Source organism: Thalassospira sp. MCCC 1A01148 (assembly GCF_001613795.1).
In the GTDB taxonomy this organism is placed as follows: Bacteria; Pseudomonadota; Alphaproteobacteria; order Rhodospirillales; family Thalassospiraceae; genus Thalassospira.
The window spans coordinates 165,548-184,593 of record NZ_LPVZ01000020.1 but is presented as its reverse complement, the minus strand read 5'-3'; the positions used below and the strand labels follow the sequence as shown (position 1 = coordinate 184,593).

The following is a 19,046-nucleotide window of genomic DNA, read 5'->3' as shown; positions in this document are numbered from 1 at the left end:
GCCATTTTCTGTTGCGAGAGCGATCACGAGCCTTATGCTTTCGGACATAAAATCAAACCTTTGAGGGTCGCGGCCACATTCGGCGGACGACCTCGCGATCTAGCGGAGCCCGACTGTTGAAAAAAATCCTTGCCGCAATTGGTGCACTTCTCGTGGTTCTTGTTGCCGCGTTGCTGATCATTCCGTCGCTGATTGACTGGAATGGCTACAAGGCACAAATCAGTCAAGCCGTTCGCGATGCCACGGGCCGCGAGCTTGATCTGGCGGGCGATCTGTCGATGTCGCTGATCCCATCCCCATCGCTGAATGCGGCTGACGTCAGCCTTGGGAATGTGGCAGGCGCGCAGGATGCCGACATGGTATCGATTGGCGAGGTTCGGGTATCCGTCGCCCTGATGCCACTTCTGACCGGCAATGTGCAGGTTACGGAAGTCAGCCTGATCAATCCGGTAATTGCCATCGAGACCTTTGAAGATGGTTCAAACAATCTGGTGTTTGATCCTGATCAGGCCGCGCGCTCTGGCCCGGATGCGGGCCTTATCACCACCCCGGGTGAGACAGATGGTGGCGCCGGGTCCGCCGATGGGGGCGAGGCAACAGAAGAGTCCGCTAATGGTTCTGATGGCGGTTTTGCCAATACCATTCAGGTTGATCGGCTCGAGATTGAAAACGCGACCATTATCTATCGCGCCCCGGGTTCCGAAGAACGGATCGAAGGCCTTACCCTTGGCATATCAGCAGACAGTCTGAATGGTCCGATTGAGGGGGAAGGGTATGTCTTCTATCGTGGTATCCCGCTGACATTTGCATTGAATGTCGGACAGATCAGTCAAACAGCGCCGTTCCCGGTCAGCGTCAAACTTGGCATTGATGAGGTTGATGGTGGCGTTACCGTTGCCGGACGTGTCGATCTTTCGACTGATACACCGGGTTTCGATGGTGAAATTGATGGTGATTTCGAAGACTTGCGCGAAGCCGCCCTTCGGATTGCCGGTGACAATGCCGACATCCCCGACATCGCAGCCAAGCCGTTTGATCTGGGCGGGCACATTACGGCCAATGCCAAATCCGTCACCCTGAATGATCTGTCGATCCGCTTTGGTGAAACCCGTGGGTCGGGCGCAATTGCCATTGATCAGGAACCAAGCCTGAGTGCCGATGTTGCGCTGCGCTTTAACCAGCTTGATCTTGACAGCATTCTGGTGCTGGCCGAAGTCGGTGAAGCAGGCGCGTCACCCGCAGCGGGCAACGGTGAAGCAACCTCCAATGCATCCGGAGATGCAGCAGGTGGCGCACAATCGATCCCGTCGCAAAGCTCGGTCCAGAAATCCGGTGCGGCCAATGCGCCGGCTATTCCTTCGGATCTTACGGCTTCAATCGACTTTGAAGTTGAAACCCTGATCTATAACCAGACGCCGGTTCACAATGCGCGGATCAATGCGGCAATTGCCAACAGCAAGATCACGCTGAACGAAGTTTCGGCCGGTCTGCCGGGCGGAACCGATGTGGCTGTGTTTGGCAGCATTTCCGGTGAAACGCCAAAGCCAAGCGCTGCACTTAGCTACGAGGTCGCTTCGGAAAACATCCGTGCAGTTATTCGGTGGTTGGGCGTTGATGTCGATGGCATTCGTGCAGATCGCCTGCGTCGCTTCTCGTTAACCGGTGGTATCGAAGGCACGTCCGAACAGCTCAACATTTCCAATCTTGATCTGCGGGTGGATGACACGGCCATTCGTGGTGCCGTTGTTGCCAATCTGAACGAATCAGGGCTGCCTGCTTTGGGGATTGGGCTGAAACTGGACCGGATCAACCTTGATCAATATATTGCGGCCGCGCCTGCTGCTGATGTTTCGGTTTCGTCGACTTCTGATGCCGGTAATGGCGCATCTTCCGGCGCTGCCGACACGGGGGCAAACAGCGGTGCTGCTTCCGCCGCGCAGCAGGATATGGTCAAGATTATCAGGGATGCCCTGGCGCCGCTTGAAGGTTTGGCTGCCAATTATCGTCTTGCAGCGGACGAGGTCATCTCCTCAGGTGTTGCGTTACGTGGCATTGCGATTGACGGCAGCATCAGTGGCCCGGACATCACACTGAATAATTTCGCGATTGCGGATGCCGCGGGTCTTTCGGCCAGCGCAAAGGGTGTGTTCAACGGCGGCGCTGCTGTTCCGGCATTTGATGATCTGTCTGTGCGTGTAACAGCCAAGACGCTTGAGCCATTGGCAAAGCTTACCGGCATCACGTTGCCTGCGCCGGCCAGCAGCTACAAGAGTGTTCAGGCAAATCTTGGCCTGAACGGTCCGGTCACCGGCCCGACGATAGACCTTGATGTTTCTAACCCGCTTATGCAGGTGGCGCTTGAAGGTGTCGTATCGGATCTGTTGGGCAGCACGCCCGGGGTCAATGGCAGGCTTGCATTGCAGGCATCCAGCCTGAACCGCGCTTTGGAACTGTTGGCGCCGGCCTACACGCCATCTGGTAACCTTGGCCGTTTGGCCGTTTCCGGCGACGTTAAGGGTAATGCCCAAAATGTTGCACTGGACGGCTTGAAGCTAATTGTCGGGGCCTTTGAAACAGGCGGGACGGTTCAGTTCGACACATCGCAGGCGCAGCCAAAAGTTTCTGTGACCCTTTCCGGTGGGAAGCTTGTCGTGGACCCGTTCCTGCCTGCGGCAGAGCGGGCAAGCCTGATGCCTGGTATCGGCAGTGGCCCGCGCAAGGCGGCATTTAACTTGCCGCAATCCATGATGGTCTCGCGTGTTGATGCCCGCGATGGCACTCCGTGGGATGACAATGTGATTGATGTATCGGCCTTGCGGTCGATTGACGCGGATATCGCCATTGCTTTGGACCAGCTTGATTTTGATACCTATAGCCTGATCAATCCGGATCTTACGGCCAACCTGGTCAATGGTCTTTTGACCATTCCATCCTTCACCGGGCTTCTGGGGCAGGGCGACCTTGCGATAAACGGGACATTTGATGCGCGCAACACCGATGTCCCGCAATTGGCACTTGCCGGCAAACTTGACGGAGCACGGATTGAAAGCCTGACCCCGATCCGTGTTGCCAGTGACACCATTCTTGGTGGTGCAGGCCTGACATTTGATGTCAACGCACAGGGCAATACGTCGCGCCGTCTGGTATCCGCACTCAATGGGACGGCCAATCTGGTTCTGAACAATGTGCGCTTTAGCAACGCGGACAAGCGTTCGCCGGATCCGCGACTGAATATCGAAGCATTGTTGCGTCAGGGGCCGCAGGCCATGGTCGTCGAAGGTGTAGGTAACAACGACATCATGCAGTCGCTGGAAGCCGACATGACGATTGCAAACGGTATCGCCAAAACCACCCGTGTTGCAGCAGTTTCACGGGTTGGGACGGCGGACGCGGACGCAACGCTTGATCTGCCGCGTTGGGTGATGGATACGCAGGCCGATTTCGACTTTTCCGAAAAGATCGAAGAACTGCCGCCATTCAGTGTCTATGCCAAAGGCAAGATTGACGATCCGGTCATTACAGGCCGTATGGACAAGGTTGCCGTCAAGGTTCTTGATAACATTCTCGACAAGGCGCTTGGCGGGGATGGATCAAGCGGTGGTTCGACCGGCTCTGATGGCGGTTCTGCCGAGGATGCGGCAAAGGGACTGCTAAAAGGTCTGCTGAACCAGTTTGGACGTTAAGGATCTAACGCGTAAATTGATAACGAAACGGCCCTGCTTTGCGGGGCCGTTTTTGTTTGTGTTCAGCCGTTTGAGTGATGAGTGTCACAAATAAGCAAAAAAACCTTAACAAAGAGGCTCGGCTTCGACATGATCCGCCCGTCGATTCCCTTTGATGGTAACGGTTGATTATGTCGGTAAAGAAAACTGCTCTGGATAAGGATCTCAAGTGGCAAAAGCGCATGGATGCGGGGCTGGGTGAAACAGCATCGATCAGCGCCAAGCTTGGTCTTGCACTTGTTTTCCTCCTTGCCTGTAGTGCGTTTGTCGCCTTCCACATGGGCGGACTGCCGCAAAGTGGCTTTCTGATCGCTGCTGCCGTGATTGGCGGCTATATGGCGCTCAACATTGGTGCCAACGACGTTGCCAACAATGTTGGTCCGGCGGTCGGCTCCAAGGCGCTGACCATGGTTGGTGCCTTGTTGATTGCCGCCGTTTGCGAAGCGGCCGGTGCGATTATCGCTGGCGGCGATGTTGTTGGCACCATCAAAAAGGGCATCATCGACCCGACGGCGATGCCTGACGCACAGACATTTGTTTGGGCGATGATGGCTGCGCTTCTTGCCGCTGCTCTTTGGCTGAACCTTGCGACATGGCTTGGCGCACCGGTTTCCACCACCCATTCGATTGTCGGTGGTGTTATGGGGGCTGGCATGGCTGCGGTTGGCATTGGTGCGGTCAATTGGCCGACCATGGGTACCATCGCCGCAAGCTGGGTGATTTCACCGGTTCTGGGTGGATTGATTGCTGCTGGTTTCCTGGCCTTCATCAAATTCCGGGTCCTTTATCAGGATGACCGCGTAACGGCTGCCCGCAAATGGGTGCCGGTTCTGGTGGCCGTGATGGTCTCGGTCTTCTCGGTCTATCTGATGATGAAGGGGGTCAAGAAACTCTGGAAGGCCGATATTTCCGTCGTGATCGCGATTGGTATTGCCGCCTTCTTCCTGACCCTTATTCCGATGCGCAAGGCTGTCATTCGGGCATCGGCCAATATGGAAGGCCGTCGCAAGGAAATCGCATCGCTGTTTCGGGTTCCGCTGGTTGTATCTGCTGCCCTGTTGTCCTTTGCCCATGGTTCGAACGATGTGGCCAACGCCATTGGCCCGCTTGCTGCCATCGTCTCAGGCATCGATAGCGGCCAGATCGTGACGTCAGCTCCAATTCCGATTTGGGTGATGGTGATCGGTGCACTTGGTATTTCAGCCGGTCTGATCCTGTTTGGACCCAAACTGATCAAGACGGTTGGCTCGAAGATCACCAAGCTGGATCCGATCCGCGCCTATACCGTGGCGCTGTCGGCGGCAATTACCGTGATTATCGCTTCTGCCCTGGGGCTGCCGGTTAGCTCGACGCATATTGCGGTTGGTGCGGTGTTCGGTGTTGGCTTCCTGCGTGAAAGTCTTTCACACCGTCGTCGCAAGATTGCACCGCCGATGCTGGTCGATCGTGCCGAAAACGAAGAGACCGATGAACATATCGAGGCGCTTCGTCAGATCGATCCGCGCGAGGCAGAAAAGGCCGAAAAGAAAATCCGCAAGCGCCTTCTGGTGCGTCGTCGCTATGCGGTGACGATCGCAACCGCCTGGGTGGTGACGGTGCCGGCCGGTGCCTTCCTTGGGGCACTGCTGTTCTTCACCATTCGCGGCATCATGCTGTAATTGCATACGAATATAGTTTCGCGGCGCGGCGCCCCATTTTCCCCGGGGCGACTTGCAGCGATCTGCAGCGGCGATCAGGTTTTCCTGATCGCCGTTTTTCCTTGACCGGCCTTTGGTCTGCGCGTAAACAGCCGCACCAAAGTTACACAGAATCCGTTCGTGATCGTCGCCCAGTTCGGTGGGCCGCGAGATTTGTTATGCGTGGGTTCACTTGCTTAGAAGGGCTAAAATATGAAAGCGATCATTTTCGGTGTCCTCGCCATGGCGGTGACCGTTGTCGCATCGAACATTCTGGTCGAATACCCGCTTCCGGGCGTTTTGGCCGACTGGCTGACCTATGGTGCATTTACCTATCCGGTTGCTTTTCTGGTAACCGACCTGACAAACCGTGCGCGTGGGGCTGCGGCGGCGCGCGTTGTGGTGCTGGCCGGTTTTGCTTTGGCGGTTGTTCTGTCGTTGATCTTTGCCGATACGCGCATTGCCATCGCATCGGGTTCGGCATTCCTGATTGCCCAGATGCTGGATGTCACCGTGTTTGACAAACTGCGCCGTGCAAGCTGGTGGAAAGCCCCGCTGATCTCGTCGGGCATTGGCTCGGCGGTTGATACCGCTCTGTTCTTCTCGATTGCGTTTGCCGGTACCGGTCTTCCATGGGATACGTGGGCGATGGGCGACTTTGCCGCCAAGGTGATCATGGCGCTGACGTGTCTGGCACCGTTCCGCCTTCTGATGACCGTGGTTACCCCGCGCGCCGATGCGCAACCAGCCCGGGGCTAAGACCGGCCTGATGCATGGCCGGGGCGGATCAGATATGCCGTCCGTGGCCTTGTGATTTATTGCGAAGGGGCGCATAAGACGCCCCTTCATTTGTGTTTCAATTGACCCGGAATTGCCCTGATCCATGAAAGTCGATCTGTTCGATTTTGAATTGCCGCGCGACCGCATTGCCGAACACCCGGCAAATCCGCGCGATGCAGCCCGCATGCTTGATTTGTCCGGTGATAGGACACAGGACCGCATCGTTCGGGAACTGCCTGATGTGCTGCGTCCAGGTGATTTGCTGATTTCCAATGATACCCGTGTGATCCCGGCGCGCCTGTTTGGCAAACGCGGGGAAGCCAAGGTTGAAGTCACCCTGCACAAACAGGAAGGCCTTGGCACGTGGGTGGCATTTGCCAAACCGGCCAAGAAGCTGCGCATCGGGGAAACCTTCAAGGTTAATGATGAATTCGAAGCCGAAGTTCTTGCCAAGAAGGATGGCGGCGAAGTGACCCTGCGCTTTAACAAAACCGGCGCGGACCTGATTGCGGCCCTCGAAGAATTCGGTGTCATGCCGCTGCCGCCTTATATCCGGCGTGATGCCGGTGGTGATGATCAGGACAAATCTGATTACCAGACCATCTTTGCCCAAAAGGACGGTGCTGTGGCGGCCCCGACGGCGGGTTTGCATTTCACCCCGGAACTTTTGGCCAATCTTGATGCACGCGGGATCAATCGCCGGACGATTACCCTGCATGTCGGGGCAGGCACATTTTTGCCGGTCAAGGTCGATGATACCGATGACCACAAGATGCATGCCGAATGGGGATCGATCAGCAAGGAAATCGCCGACCTGATCAATGAAACCCGTGCTAATGGCGGGCGTGTGGTTGCGGTCGGGACCACGTCACTGCGTCTGCTTGAAAGTGCCGCACGCGAGGACGGGGTGGTTGAACCGTTTGAGGCAGAGACCGACATCTTTATCACGCCGGGCTATAAATTCCGCGCAGTGGATATGCTTCTGACCAACTTCCATCTGCCGCGTTCGACGCTGTTTATGCTGGTGTCGGCCTTTGCCGGGTTCGACCGGATGAAGGCGGCCTATCAGCACGCCATCGACAACGAATACCGTTTTTATTCCTATGGCGATTGCAGCCTGCTTGAATGCGCCAACAAAATTGATGCACGGACATAAGAACCGATGACCGAATTTCGCTATGAATTGCTCGCCCAGGATGGCAAGGCCCGGTTGGGGCGTATTCACACCGCCCACGGCGTCATTGATACGCCAACTTTCATGCCGGTGGGAACAGCCGCCACGGTTAAGGGCATGCTGCCCGAAAACGTGGCTGATACCGGCGCGCAGATCCTTTTGGGCAATACGTACCATCTGATGCTGCGTCCGGGTGCCGAACGCATCGCGCGTCTGGGTGGCCTGCACAAATTCATGAACTGGGACAAGCCGATCCTGACCGACAGTGGCGGGTATCAGGTCATGTCGCTGGCGAAACTGCGCAAGATCACCGAAGAAGGTGTAACCTTCAAAAGCCATATCGATGGCCGCAAGTTCAACCTGACACCCGAACGTTCGATGGAAATCCAGCATCTGCTGGGGTCGACCATCACCATGGCGTTTGATGAATGCACCCCGTTCCCGGCCACCGAACAGCAGGCGCGCGAAAGCATGCAGATGTCGATGCGCTGGGCGAAACGGTCCAGAGATGCGTTTGTTAACCGCGAAGGTTATGCGCTTTACGGCATTCAGCAGGGCAGTGTGTTTGAAAACCTGCGGCGTGAGAGCTCCGAAAAGTTGGCTGAGCTGGATCTTCCCGGCCATTCGGTGGGTGGTCTTGCGGTGGGCGAAGGCCAGCAGATCATGTTTGATACGCTTGATTTCTGCGTTGATATGCTGCCCACCAACAAGCCACGTTATTTGATGGGTGTTGGCAAACCGTCTGACCTTGTCGGGGCGGTGATGCGCGGGATTGATCAGTTTGATTGCGTTCTACCGACCCGTTCCGGGCGCAATGCACAGGCCTTTACCCATCGTGGGACGTTGAACCTTAAGAACGGTCGTCATCGCGATGATGATCGGCCGCTGGATGATCAATGTGGTTGCCCGGCTTGCACGAAATATTCGCGCGCCTATTTGCATCACCTGATCAAGGCTGGGGAAATCCTCGGCGCGGTTCTGCTGACCTGGCACAATCTTGCCTATTATCAGGACTTGATGCGTGGCATGCGCGAAGCCATTTCCGAAGGACGTATGGACGCCTTCGCGCGCGATTTCCATTCCAGACAGGAAGGCGGGGATATCGATCCCGTGCCGATTATCGAGGACTAAGCTATGGCCGATCAAACGATCTACGACAACCTGACCATGCTGGGCGGCGATACCCAACAGCCGGCATCACCCGATGAAGCGGTTCTGGAGCGCGTTTCGAACCCGCAGGCCGGAACCGATTACTGTGTGCGGTTTGTCGCACCGGAATTCACATCCCTTTGCCCGATCACCGGTCAGCCGGATTTTGCCCATCTGGTGATTGATTATGTGCCCGGTGACTGGCTGGTTGAAAGCAAGTCGCTGAAGCTTTTCCTGACGTCATTCCGCAACCATGGATCTTTCCACGAAGATTGCACGATCAAGGTCGGCAAGCGGATTGTCGAAACTCTTGATCCGAAATGGCTGCGTATTGGGGGGTATTGGTATCCGCGTGGCGGCATTCCGATTGATGTGTTCTATCAGACCGGCCCGGCACCAGAAGGTGTCTGGATCCCCGAGCAGGGCGTGGCCCCGTATCGCGGCCGCGGCTAGAACCTGCGTTTATGAGTTTGTTAAAAAGGCCGCAGCATCATGTTGCGGCCTTTTGCGTTATGATCGTAAGGCGATATAACGCGCCAAAGAATGAACAGGCCGAATGACTGAACTGATGCTATGACCACCAAGACGCGCCAAAATATCACGTTTGACATGCTTCAGGCCAAAGCCCGTGAAATCGGCTTTGATGTCTGTGGTGTGGCGCGTCCAAAGGTTGATGCGCGCAATCAGCAACGTCTGGATGAATTTGTCGCTGCCGGTGAATACGGCTCCATGGCGTGGATGAATGATCCTGAACGCCTGCCGCGTCGGCGCGATCCGGAAATGCTTTGGCCCGATGTCAAATCTGTGATTGTGCTTGGTAGCAATTATGGTCCGGCGGAAAGTCCGATGGCACTGCTGGATCATCCGGATCGGGCGATGATTTCGGTTTATGCCAAGAACAAGGATTACCACGACCTGATCAAAAAGCGCCTGAAGCAATTGGCGCGCTGGGTTGTTGAACAGTCGGGCGGGACGGAACAGGTCAAGGTGTTTGTCGATACCGCCCCTGTGCTGGAAAAGCCGTTGGGGCAGGCATCGGGAATTGGCTGGCAGGGAAAGCACACCAATCTTGTGTCGCGGGAATTTGGCAGTTGGCTGTTTTTGGGCGAGATTTTTACGACCCTTGATCTGCCGGAAGCCGAACCGGAAATCGATCATTGCGGATCCTGTTCAAAATGCCTGTCGGCCTGTCCGACCGATGCCTTTCCAGAACCCTATAAGCTTGATGCGCGCAAGTGCATTTCGTATCTGACGATTGAACATGACGGGCCGATCCCGTTGGAGTTCCGTAGACCCATGGGCAATCGCATCTATGGCTGTGATGATTGTCTGGCCGTGTGCCCGTGGAACAAGTTTGCGACCCGGACAGCCGAGATGGCCTTTATCCCGCGTGTCGAATTGACGGCGCCAAGATTGGCGGACTTCCTTGATCTGGATGACGCAGGTTTTCGGGCTTTCTTTACCGGATCGCCGATCAAGCGGATTGGTCGGGCGAAATTCCTGCGCAACGTTCTGATTGCGGCGGGCAATAGCGGGGCACCGCGCCTGATCCCGCGCATTGAAAATCTGCTAACAGATGAAAGTGCCCTGATCCGGGCCAGCGCGGTTTGGGCCCTGTCGCAGTTGATGGAACCCACAGCATTCGACAAGGTCTGCAAGGCAAACGCCCCGCAGGAAAACGATGCCATGGTTCTTGAAGAATGGGATATGGCCGCCAAGGCCGACTGATCAGCCGGGCATATCGAACTTCACGAAGTTGAAGTGATACCGAAGCCCGCCTTTCGCGTCGGCAAAGGCAATGCCATAGCCCGGCCCAAGCGGGTTGGGGTCCTGAAGCTCTTCTTCTTTCTCATGGCGGAAATCAAGTGGTTCGCCCGACTGGGTGCTGTTGCCCAGAATAAACGGAACGCCAAGCCATGTGCCGGTCGCAGGGCGATGCAGATGGCCAAAGAACAGATGTTTGATCTGCGGGTTGCTTGATACGATTTCACCAAGCGCGTCTTCGGCATCAAGGCGAATTGTATCCATAAATGGCAGGCCCATTGCCATCGGCGGATGATGCATGAACAGGAAGGTCGGCGTGTCCCGATGCGCGGTCAATTCATCGCGCAGCCAGTCAAGGCGCTGCGCACATAGTGTACCGTGATGATGACCGGGCACGATGCTATCCATCATGACAAACCGCACACCATTAAACGTCTGCCCGAAATTGACAAAGCCATGGGTGTCGGTCTCGGTTGTCGGGAAGGCATCGCAAAACGCTTCGCGGATGTCGTGATTGCCCGGAATGATCAGATAGGGAATGGTAAGGTCCGAGAGGATCTCAACCGCATTTTCATACTGTTCCGGCGTGCCGCGATGGGTGATGTCACCGGTGATGATGCAAACTTCGGCATCCGCGTGATAGGTGTTTACCTCGTCAATGACCTTACGAAGCGTTGCGGCGGCATCGGGTAGGCGCGAAGCATCATTTCGGGCCAGAATGTGAAGGTCGGAAAGATGTATGAATTTCATGTCGATGGCCTATCATGGCGGAAAGCTTTTGAAATCATGGTCGTTTTTGCTCAAGAATCAAAGATTAAACACCGATGGAAGATGCCGTTCGTAAAAGATCAGTGACAATTGCCGGGCACCGGACGAGCTTTTCACTTGAAGATGCCTTCTGGGAAGAATTGGTCGGCATTGCGCAACGGCGCGACATGACCTTGGCCGAATTGGTTGTTGAGATTGACACAGATCGCGAAGGCAACCTGTCGAGTGCCCTGCGTCTGTTTGTTTTGCGCGATCTGCAAAGCCGCGTTCCGAGTGCGGGTGACGATGCCAAGCTGTCGGATCCTGAAAGCCACAGTGAACGGATTTAAGTGAGGAATCCATGTGTGGCATCGTTGGCATCACCGAACCAAACGACCCCGGTTCCGTTCGTGCCATGCTTCAGTCTATTGCCCATCGTGGGCCGGACGCATCGGGCGTTTGGGATGATCCGGTCGGGAAGGTCTCTGTTGGTTGTGCTCGGTTGGCCACGACGGACCTGACGCATCAGGCCAATCAACCATGCGTCACATCCGATGGGCGGTTTGTGCTGGTGTTTAACGGGTATATCGCGGGACATCGGCGCAGGACAGGTGATGCAACTGCCCGCGGGCTGACATGCGAAACCGGGAATGATGCTGAACTTGTGTTGCTGCTTCTGGCCGATGCCATCCGACGCGGGCATGAGCCGACAAAGGTGCTTGAAACCCTATCCGGGCAATATGCGCTTGCGCTGTGGGATACTGTGCAATCTTGTCTTTGGTTGGCGCGGGACCCGCTGGGTATCAAGCCGCTCTATGTTTTGAATCTGCCAGCCGGACAAATCGCATTTGCGTCCGAGATATCGGCGTTTTCTTCAATCGCACCGACAGCACCGGACGAGAGCATCAAGCCAAGCTATCTTGCGCATCTGTTCGTGCATGCAGCACAGACCGGGGCACAGGGCGTGACGCTTTTGCCGCCGGGCAGGGTCCTTTGCTGGCGCGGTGGTAGTGTTTCATCAGCAATGATCGCGCACCCGGCACAAAGCCGAACGCAGGCGGTAGCACCGCAAGTGTTGCTATCGGCTGTTCGACAATCGGTTGCCGATGCAATGGATGTGGACTGCCGCATTGGAACACTGGTGTCCGGCGGTCTGGATAGTGCCGGGGTTGCCGCATTGGCCAGCGATATTGCCCAGGAACGCGGGCAGGAACCGCCAGTGGCATTTGTCATGGGGTTCGAAGACCCGGCTTATGACGAAACCGCTGCCGCGCATAACCTGTGCAAGCATCTCGGGCAAGAACTGCATGTTGTATCTGCTCCGACAACTGCTGAGGAAATCCATCAGGAACTTTGTGCCGGTTTACAAGCTGTCGGTGGGCCGTTTGCCAATCCTTCGATTGTTTTGATGCGGTGTCTTTCAAAAGCTGTAAGTGCAGAGGTCAAAGTATGCTTGTCAGGCGATGGCGGGGATGAGCTTTTCGGCGGCTATCCGCGTTACCGGGCCGCGCAGCTTTACGAGAAATACTGGCGCCATGTGCCGGGACCTGTGCGGCGACTGACGGCAAAACTGTCCGGGTTGGGTGATCACAGGGAAATGCATCGCTTTCTTGCTGGGGCGTCATCGGGCGCTGAACATGCTTTTGCCAGCTGGAATAACCGATGTCCTATTCCTGAATGCGACGCCCGGATGGTGATGCGACCATATCGGGACGCAGGGCTTGCGGATGCGATGATGGGCTTTGACCGTGATGTAACGCTTCCGGGTAATCAGCTTGCCATGTCAGATCGATGCGGGATGGCATTTGGTCTGGAATATCGCTTGCCGCTTTTGGGGCATGATGTTGTGCGCCTTGCCACTTCAGTGCCTGCATCGCAGCATCTGAGACAAGGTCCCAAAACACTCTGGCGTCAGGCAATTGCGCCATACCTTCCGGCCAGGCATGTGCAAAACCGCAAGATCGGCTTCAATCCGCCGGTGGCGGACTGGCTCCTCGGGGTGGCCAGATATCATTGGGGCGATGAGACCGATATCCTGAACGCCATTTTTGCGGGGGTGGATATCCCGAACGACAGCAAATCCCGATACTGGCAGCGGGCCGTTTCCGGAAAGGATCTGGATATGGCGCTTGGTGTATGGGCGCTGATGGTCTGGCAGATATGGCTCGGGCAGGTCGGCTCAGGCGTGCGGGGAACTGCTGATACTGCGTGAACGGCGATACAGGTTAAGTGCGGTTAACGCCGTCGGTGCCAATTGAACCACCTGACGGGAAAGCGACAACAATCGACCTTCGTCTGGTTCGTGGTCTTCAAAAATCGACTGGGTTGTCTCGCATAGTTCAGAAAGCTGGCGCAGACCAAAAGTGCCCGACGTGCTTTTAAGTGCATGGACTTCGTTACGCACCGTTGTCATGTCATCTTCTGACAGGGCCTTGTCAATTTTCACCAGCCGGGACTCAGTTTCATTGATGAAAATCTCGATCCCGCATCCGGCCCCCTCATCTCCGGCATCTGTGTAAAGCTGTTCAAGAATGCGAACATCAAGAACCGGGCTGGTCAGGGATTGCGGGCGGACCGTACGGCCAATCCTTGCGCCCTTGCTGCGTTTCTGGACAGGACCGTCATCACGCGGGGTGCTGCCACGCCGGTTGATCAAATCCTGCATGGTTTCGATCAATTTTTGCCGATGAATAGGCTTGTTGATGAAGTCATCAACACCAGACTGGCGGGCAATTACATTCCAGTCCCGTGACTGATGGGCTGAAAGCGCAATGATCGGGGTGCGTGATACCGGGCCGCTCATGTGGCGAATGCGTCTTGTCGTATGAAGCCCGTCCATATCGGGCATCTCAACATCCATCAATATCAGGTCTGCAGTCACACCACGCTTGAGCATGTTCAATACAGTCTGGCCGTTACTGGCTTCGACAATGCTATATCCTTCTGCTTGAAGGATACGCTTGGCGACCAAACGATTGCTCTCGCTGTCGTCAGCAATGATCACCGTGCCGATCTTGCTATCGTTGGCAGAGGTTTCAAGGTCAGGGCGGTCGGCTTGCGGGACCTGGGGTTTTACAAAACAGACCGAAATCATACCGCCATCGCCCAGTTCGGTTTCACTGAAAATCAGGTCTTCCTCGGCAACACCGGAAATCAGTTGTTCCCACGCCGGATTGGCAAAGACAATCCGTTCGTCTGCGTCAAAAAGCGCAATGCCTGCCTGCGCTTGTTTAAGGGAATCAATAATCTTCGTTTCCATGGTGTGTCCAAGGTTCGTCCAACGATTCGGTGTTTTGATCTCCACCTGTAAGCACTTTCTGTCGCCCGGTATGAAACGCTTGGGTTCATCCGGGATGCCAATTTATTTTTACAGTTTTTTCTAATAAGTCCATGTTTTTTCGAGAACACACGAATTGCACGCGGTGTTACAACGAAACATTTCTTCGAAACACATGTTTCACATGGTTAATTTTTGAAACATGTGTTGCGTGATGATGCGAGCTGTGTCGTAATCCTTCGTTCCTTGTGGACTGGGGATCCGGGTGATGGGTGTGCAAACAGATCTGCGTGAAAAACTGATTTCGGACTATGCGAAGCTAAGCCCGCAAATGCAGAAGGCCGCGCGTTACATTCTGGATCATCCAAACGATGTGGCGCTACGCTCAATGCGCGCATTGGCGCGCGCGGCCAACGTTCCGCCAAGCACGGTTACCCGCCTGATGAGTGCAATTGGTGTCGAAACCTGGCGGGATTTTCGCGATCATTATCAGGATCGCTTGCTGGACAATCCTGCAAGCTATGCGCAGCGGGCCCGTGAAACCCAGCGCACTGACAATGATTCCAACCGTGACGCGCACTTGCTTGAAAGCATATGCCGAACGGAAATCGACAATATCAGTGCCGCATTTTCCCCGGATTTTGTCCCGCACATGATCACTGCCTGCGAGGCAATTGAAGATGCCCGACAGGTCTTTATCGTTGGCAGTGGTGCGGCGTACCCGGCAGCATTTCAGTTTGCCTATGCCTATCGGCTGTTTTGTGACAATGGCGTTCTGGTTGACGGGCGCTCAGGTGCCTTTGGTGACGAATTGCGGGGCATCGGGCGACGCGACATTTTGATAGCGGTCGGGGCGAAACCCTATATCCGCGATACGGTGCGGGCTGTTGAATATGCCCGTTCCCAGCATTGCCCGGTTATCGCCGTCACTGATTCCGATGTGTCGCCAATTGCGGTGGATGCACGGACCACGTTGGTTGCCCGTGATACATCGCAGTCCTTTTTCCAAAGTTTTACCGCCGCCCTTTCGGTCATGCAGGCCCTTGTTGCCCTGCTGGTTGCACGCGGTGGCCCGAAGGCCCTGCAACGAATTGCCGCTGCAGAAGAACAACTCGCTGTCTTCGATACATACCTTGAAGACTAGACATTTTACGGAACGTCCGAACATGACCAACGCGTCACACTCTGCCAATTCCTCTAAGCCGGCTGCTAATGCCGGAACCCGTGTGCTCCATCGTACGAGTACATCCATTCCGCCGCGCGCTGTTCGCGGCGAGGGGATCTATATTTTTGACCAGAATGGCAAAAGCTATCTGGATGCTTGTGGTGGCGCAGCTGTTTCATGCCTTGGTCATTCCGATCCGGATGTCCGGGCTGCAATGCATGCGCAGATTGATCAGATTGCCTATGCCCATTCCGGGTTCTTTTCATCCGATGCGATGGAAGAACTGGCTGATGAACTGGTCGCGTCGGCACCCGAAGGCATCGACAAGGTCTATTTTGTTTCCGGCGGATCAGAGGCGACCGAAGCAGCGCTTAAAATGGCGCGCCAGTATTTTCTGGAAATCGGCCAGCCGGACCGCAAATACGTAATCGCCCGCCGCCAGTCCTATCACGGCAATACGCTGGGTGCGCTTTCGGTGGGTGGCAATATGTGGCGGCGCAAACAGTTTGAGCCGCTTCTGATCACGGCAAGCCACATTGCACCTGTTTATCAGTATCGCGATCAACGCGACGATGAAACGCCAGAAGCATATGGCCTGCGCGTTGCCAATGAACTGGAAACCGCAATCCTCGAACTTGGATCTGAAAACGTTGCTGCATTCGTCGCCGAGCCGGTTGTCGGGGCAACGGCCGGTGCGCTTGCCCCAGTGCCGGGTTACTTCAAGCGCGTACGCGAGATTTGCGATCAATACGGTGTGTTGCTGATCCTTGATGAAGTCATGTGCGGAATGGGCCGCACCGGAACCCTGCATGCGATCGAGCAGGAAGGCATTTCAGGTGACTTGCAAACCATCGCCAAGGGACTTGGTGCCGGATATCAGCCGATCGGGGCGGTGCTTGTTTCCAAGAAAATCAACGATGCGATTGCCAATGGATCGGGTTTCTTCCAGCACGGTCATACCTATCAGGGCCACGCCACGGCGTGTGCGGCAGCCCTTGCGACGCAACGTGTGATCAAGGAACGCGACCTTCTGGCGAATGTCGTCAAACAGGGCGAAAACCTGGTCGGTTCGCTACAGGCAAAACTGGGTCAGCATCCGTTTGTTGGTGATATTCGTGGTCGCGGTCTGTTTCGTGGTGTGGAGCTTGTCGCAAATCGTGAAACCAAGGAACCGTTTGACCCGGCCCTTAAAATCAATGCCAAGATCAAGAAGGCTGCGTTTGCGCGCGGTCTGATGGCTTATCCCATGGGCGGCACGATTGATGGAGTGCGCGGTGACCATGTTCTGTTCGCGCCGGCCTTTATCATCAATGAAAACGACGTCACCAAGATCGTAGAGTTGTTTTCAAGTGCGCTTGATGATGTGTTCACGGCAGAGGGGCTGGCATAATGGCACATGGCGACAAGCCGTTTTTAATTGCATCGGCACCGAACGGCGCGCGCAAGACAAAAAGCGATTTGCCAAATATTCCGATCACACCGGCTGAGGTCGCCAAAACGGCGGCAGAATGCAAGGCCGCTGGTGCGGCGATGATGCATCTGCATGTTCGCGATGAAGATCAAAAACACAGCCTTGATGTTGGCCGGTATCGCGAAATGCTGGCGGAGGTGAGATCATCGGTTGGCGACGACATGCTGCTGCAGGTTACGACCGAGGCGGTGGGTATCTACACAGCACAACAGCAGATGGAGGCGATCAGGAGCCTTGTGCCCGAAGCCGTTTCCATTGCCATTCGCGAAATTGCGCCGTTGGATGCAGACCTTAATGCGTTGAAATCATTCTTTGAATTCATGCGCGAAGCCAAAATCGCACCACAGCTGATCCTGTATGTGCCCGAAGATGTCGCGCGCTTCAATCAACTCGTTGAATTTGGTGTCCTGCCCGGTGACAAGTTTCCGGTTCTGTTTGTACTGGGGCGTTATACAGCGGGGCAGGTATCAGAACCTTATGATCTTTTGCCATTTATCGGAACCAGTCCGTATGTGTCGGAATGGATGCTGTGTGCGTTTGGTCGTTACGAGAATGCCTGCATTCTGACCGGTGCCGGACTGGGTGGACATGCGCGCATCGGGTTCGAAAACAATCACCTTAGGGTTGACGGATCGCCTGCTTCGAACAATGCTGAACTGATTGCCCAAGCGCACGATGGTGCGATCCTGATGGGACGCAAAATCGCAACAGGTCAACAGGCCCGTCAAATCATGCAGCCCATCTGGTAAAACGGGCTCGCGAACAAGAAAAAATGAAGGAATACCTGATTCCTCAGGGAGAATTCGGGGTTATAGGCTTTTATTCCGACGTGTCGGACACTATAATCCCGCCGCCGAAACATCTGATTCTTCTGATGTTTCCGTTAAATTCAGTTGTTCGATGTCGAACGCTGAGAATGCCTAATAATAGGGTGTAAAAAGGGAGCGAATCCTTATGAAAAAACTTATCGCTGTAGCGGGTGCAGTCGCTGCAATTGCTGGTGCTTCACTGTTTTCCGGTCAGGCCTCGGCACAGGAAAACCGTTTCATCACCATCGGCACTGGTGGTGTGACCGGTGTGTACTATCCGACTGGTGGCGCGATCTGCCGCCTGGTCAACAAGGATCGCAAAGAGCACGGTATTCGTTGCTCGGTCGAATCCACTGGTGGTTCGGTTTACAACATCAACACCATTCGTACCGGCGAGTTGGACATGGGTGTTGCCCAGTCTGACTGGCAGTACCATGCCTATAACGGTACTTCGAAATTCGAAGACCAGGGTCCGTTTGAAGACCTGCGCGCTGTATTCTCTGTCCATCCGGAGCCGTTCACCGTTGTTGCCCGTGCAGATGCCGGCATCAAGACCTTTGACGACCTCAAAGGCAAGCGCGTGAACATCGGTAACCCGGGTTCCGGTCAGCGCGGCACCATGGATATCGTTCTTGCTGCCAAGGGCTGGACCCTTGATGACTTCTCGCTGGCATCCGAACTGAAGCCGGCTGAACAGTCCCAGGCACTTTGCGACAACAAGATCGACGCGATGATCTACACCGTTGGTCACCCGTCCGGTTCGATCCAGGAAGCAACCACTGCCTGTGATTCGGTTCTGGTTGAAGTTGCCGGTCCGGCAATCGACAAGCTGATCGCTGACAACCCGTACTACCGTGCAGCCACCATTCCGGGCGGCATGTATCGCGGTAACCCGGATGATGTTGTGACCTTCGGTGTCGGCGCGACCTTCGTATCCTCGACCAACACCGATGCAGACATCGTCTACAACGTTGTCAAAGCAGTCTTCGAAAACTTCGATGACTTCAAAAAACTGCATCCGGCATTTGGTGTCCTGCAGAAAGACGAAATGATCAAGGACGGTCTGTCGGCTCCGCTGCATGACGGTGCTGCTCAGTACTACAAAGAAGCAGGCCTGATGTAATTCGGCTTGGGACGGAGGGCGTTTTTCGCCCTCCGTTTTTCTTTTGCGCCCAGCGGGTTTGCTCACAAAAACTGAATAATACGAACACCACCATTTGGGTGTTGGAGTACTCCGTTGGGGACCGGGTGTGTGTCGACGGAGGCTTTTTGTTTCTGGACCACCAGTTCAATTGGCTTTCGTAGTGACCGG

At 55.3% G+C, this 19,046-nt stretch carries 15 protein-coding genes; 13 read left to right on the top strand and 2 right to left on the bottom strand.

What is annotated here, in order from left to right; all coding sequences use genetic code 11:
• The first annotated feature begins 116 nt into the window (after positions 1–116).
• From AUQ43_RS10460 to queG, 7 genes are all read left to right on the top strand, one after another.
• Positions 117–3,683 (top strand): AsmA family protein, encoded by a 3,567-nt coding sequence (locus AUQ43_RS10460; protein ID WP_062956240.1) that lies wholly within the window; start codon positions 117–119, stop codon positions 3,681–3,683.
• Positions 3,684–3,853: 170 nt separating this feature from the next.
• On the top strand, positions 3,854–5,380 hold the full coding sequence (locus AUQ43_RS10455; protein WP_062956239.1) for an inorganic phosphate transporter: 1,527 nt from the start codon (positions 3,854–3,856) through the stop codon (positions 5,378–5,380).
• A gap of 231 nt (positions 5,381–5,611) precedes the next feature.
• Positions 5,612–6,157: a VUT family protein gene (locus AUQ43_RS10450; protein ID WP_062956238.1), complete on the top strand. Its 546-nt coding sequence runs from the start codon at positions 5,612–5,614 to the stop codon at positions 6,155–6,157.
• A gap of 124 nt (positions 6,158–6,281) precedes the next feature.
• Positions 6,282–7,334 (top strand): tRNA preQ1(34) S-adenosylmethionine ribosyltransferase-isomerase QueA, encoded by a 1,053-nt coding sequence (queA, locus tag AUQ43_RS10445; RefSeq protein ID WP_062956237.1) that lies wholly within the window; start codon positions 6,282–6,284, stop codon positions 7,332–7,334.
• Between the two features lie 6 nt (positions 7,335–7,340).
• Positions 7,341–8,483, top strand: coding sequence for a tRNA guanosine(34) transglycosylase Tgt (tgt, locus tag AUQ43_RS10440; RefSeq protein WP_062956236.1), 1,143 nt, complete (start codon positions 7,341–7,343; stop codon positions 8,481–8,483).
• A gap of 3 nt (positions 8,484–8,486) precedes the next feature.
• Entirely contained in the window at positions 8,487–8,954 is a 468-nt protein-coding gene (gene queF, locus AUQ43_RS10435) for a preQ(1) synthase (protein ID WP_062956235.1), read from the top strand.
• 120 nt (positions 8,955–9,074) lie between these two features.
• Positions 9,075–10,229: a tRNA epoxyqueuosine(34) reductase QueG gene (queG, locus tag AUQ43_RS10430; RefSeq protein ID WP_062956234.1), complete on the top strand. Its 1,155-nt coding sequence runs from the start codon at positions 9,075–9,077 to the stop codon at positions 10,227–10,229.
• Here queG and AUQ43_RS10425 read toward each other — a convergent pair whose 3' ends face one another.
• Complete coding sequence (locus AUQ43_RS10425) at positions 10,230–11,015, bottom strand: phosphodiesterase (protein ID WP_062956233.1); 786 nt, start codon at positions 11,013–11,015, stop codon at positions 10,230–10,232.
• Between the two features lie 74 nt (positions 11,016–11,089).
• On the opposite strand from AUQ43_RS10425, the gene AUQ43_RS10420 reads away from it, so the two are divergent.
• Together AUQ43_RS10420 and asnB are read left to right on the top strand one after the other, a co-directional pair.
• Positions 11,090–11,362: a ribbon-helix-helix domain-containing protein gene (locus AUQ43_RS10420; RefSeq protein WP_062956232.1), complete on the top strand. Its 273-nt coding sequence runs from the start codon at positions 11,090–11,092 to the stop codon at positions 11,360–11,362.
• 11 nt (positions 11,363–11,373) lie between these two features.
• Positions 11,374–13,224 carry an asparagine synthase (glutamine-hydrolyzing) gene (asnB, locus tag AUQ43_RS10415; protein WP_062956231.1) on the top strand — a complete coding sequence of 617 codons (1,851 nt, stop codon included), beginning with the start codon at positions 11,374–11,376 and terminating at the stop codon, positions 13,222–13,224.
• Here the strand turns inward: asnB and AUQ43_RS10410 are convergent.
• On the bottom strand, positions 13,192–14,271 hold the full coding sequence (locus tag AUQ43_RS10410; protein ID WP_062956230.1) for a response regulator: 1,080 nt from the start codon (positions 14,269–14,271) through the stop codon (positions 13,192–13,194). The two genes, asnB and AUQ43_RS10410, sit on opposite strands and share 33 nt — an antisense overlap.
• Positions 14,272–14,557: 286 nt before the next feature.
• On the opposite strand from AUQ43_RS10410, the gene AUQ43_RS10405 reads away from it, so the two are divergent.
• The 4 genes from AUQ43_RS10405 (at position 14,558) to AUQ43_RS10390 (ending at position 18,857) form a co-directional block, all read left to right on the top strand.
• Positions 14,558–15,433 carry a MurR/RpiR family transcriptional regulator gene (locus AUQ43_RS10405; RefSeq protein WP_062956229.1) on the top strand — a complete coding sequence of 292 codons (876 nt, stop codon included), beginning with the start codon at positions 14,558–14,560 and terminating at the stop codon, positions 15,431–15,433.
• 22 nt (positions 15,434–15,455) lie between these two features.
• Positions 15,456–16,844 (top strand): aspartate aminotransferase family protein, encoded by a 1,389-nt coding sequence (locus AUQ43_RS10400; protein WP_062956228.1) that lies wholly within the window; start codon positions 15,456–15,458, stop codon positions 16,842–16,844.
• Complete coding sequence (locus AUQ43_RS10395; protein ID WP_062956227.1) at positions 16,844–17,674, top strand: 3-keto-5-aminohexanoate cleavage protein; 831 nt, start codon at positions 16,844–16,846, stop codon at positions 17,672–17,674. Before AUQ43_RS10400 ends, AUQ43_RS10395 begins: the two co-directional genes overlap by 1 nt.
• Before the next feature lie 205 nt (positions 17,675–17,879).
• Entirely contained in the window at positions 17,880–18,857 is a 978-nt protein-coding gene (locus tag AUQ43_RS10390) for a TAXI family TRAP transporter solute-binding subunit (protein WP_062956226.1), read from the top strand.
• Positions 18,858–19,046 lie beyond the last annotated feature (189 nt).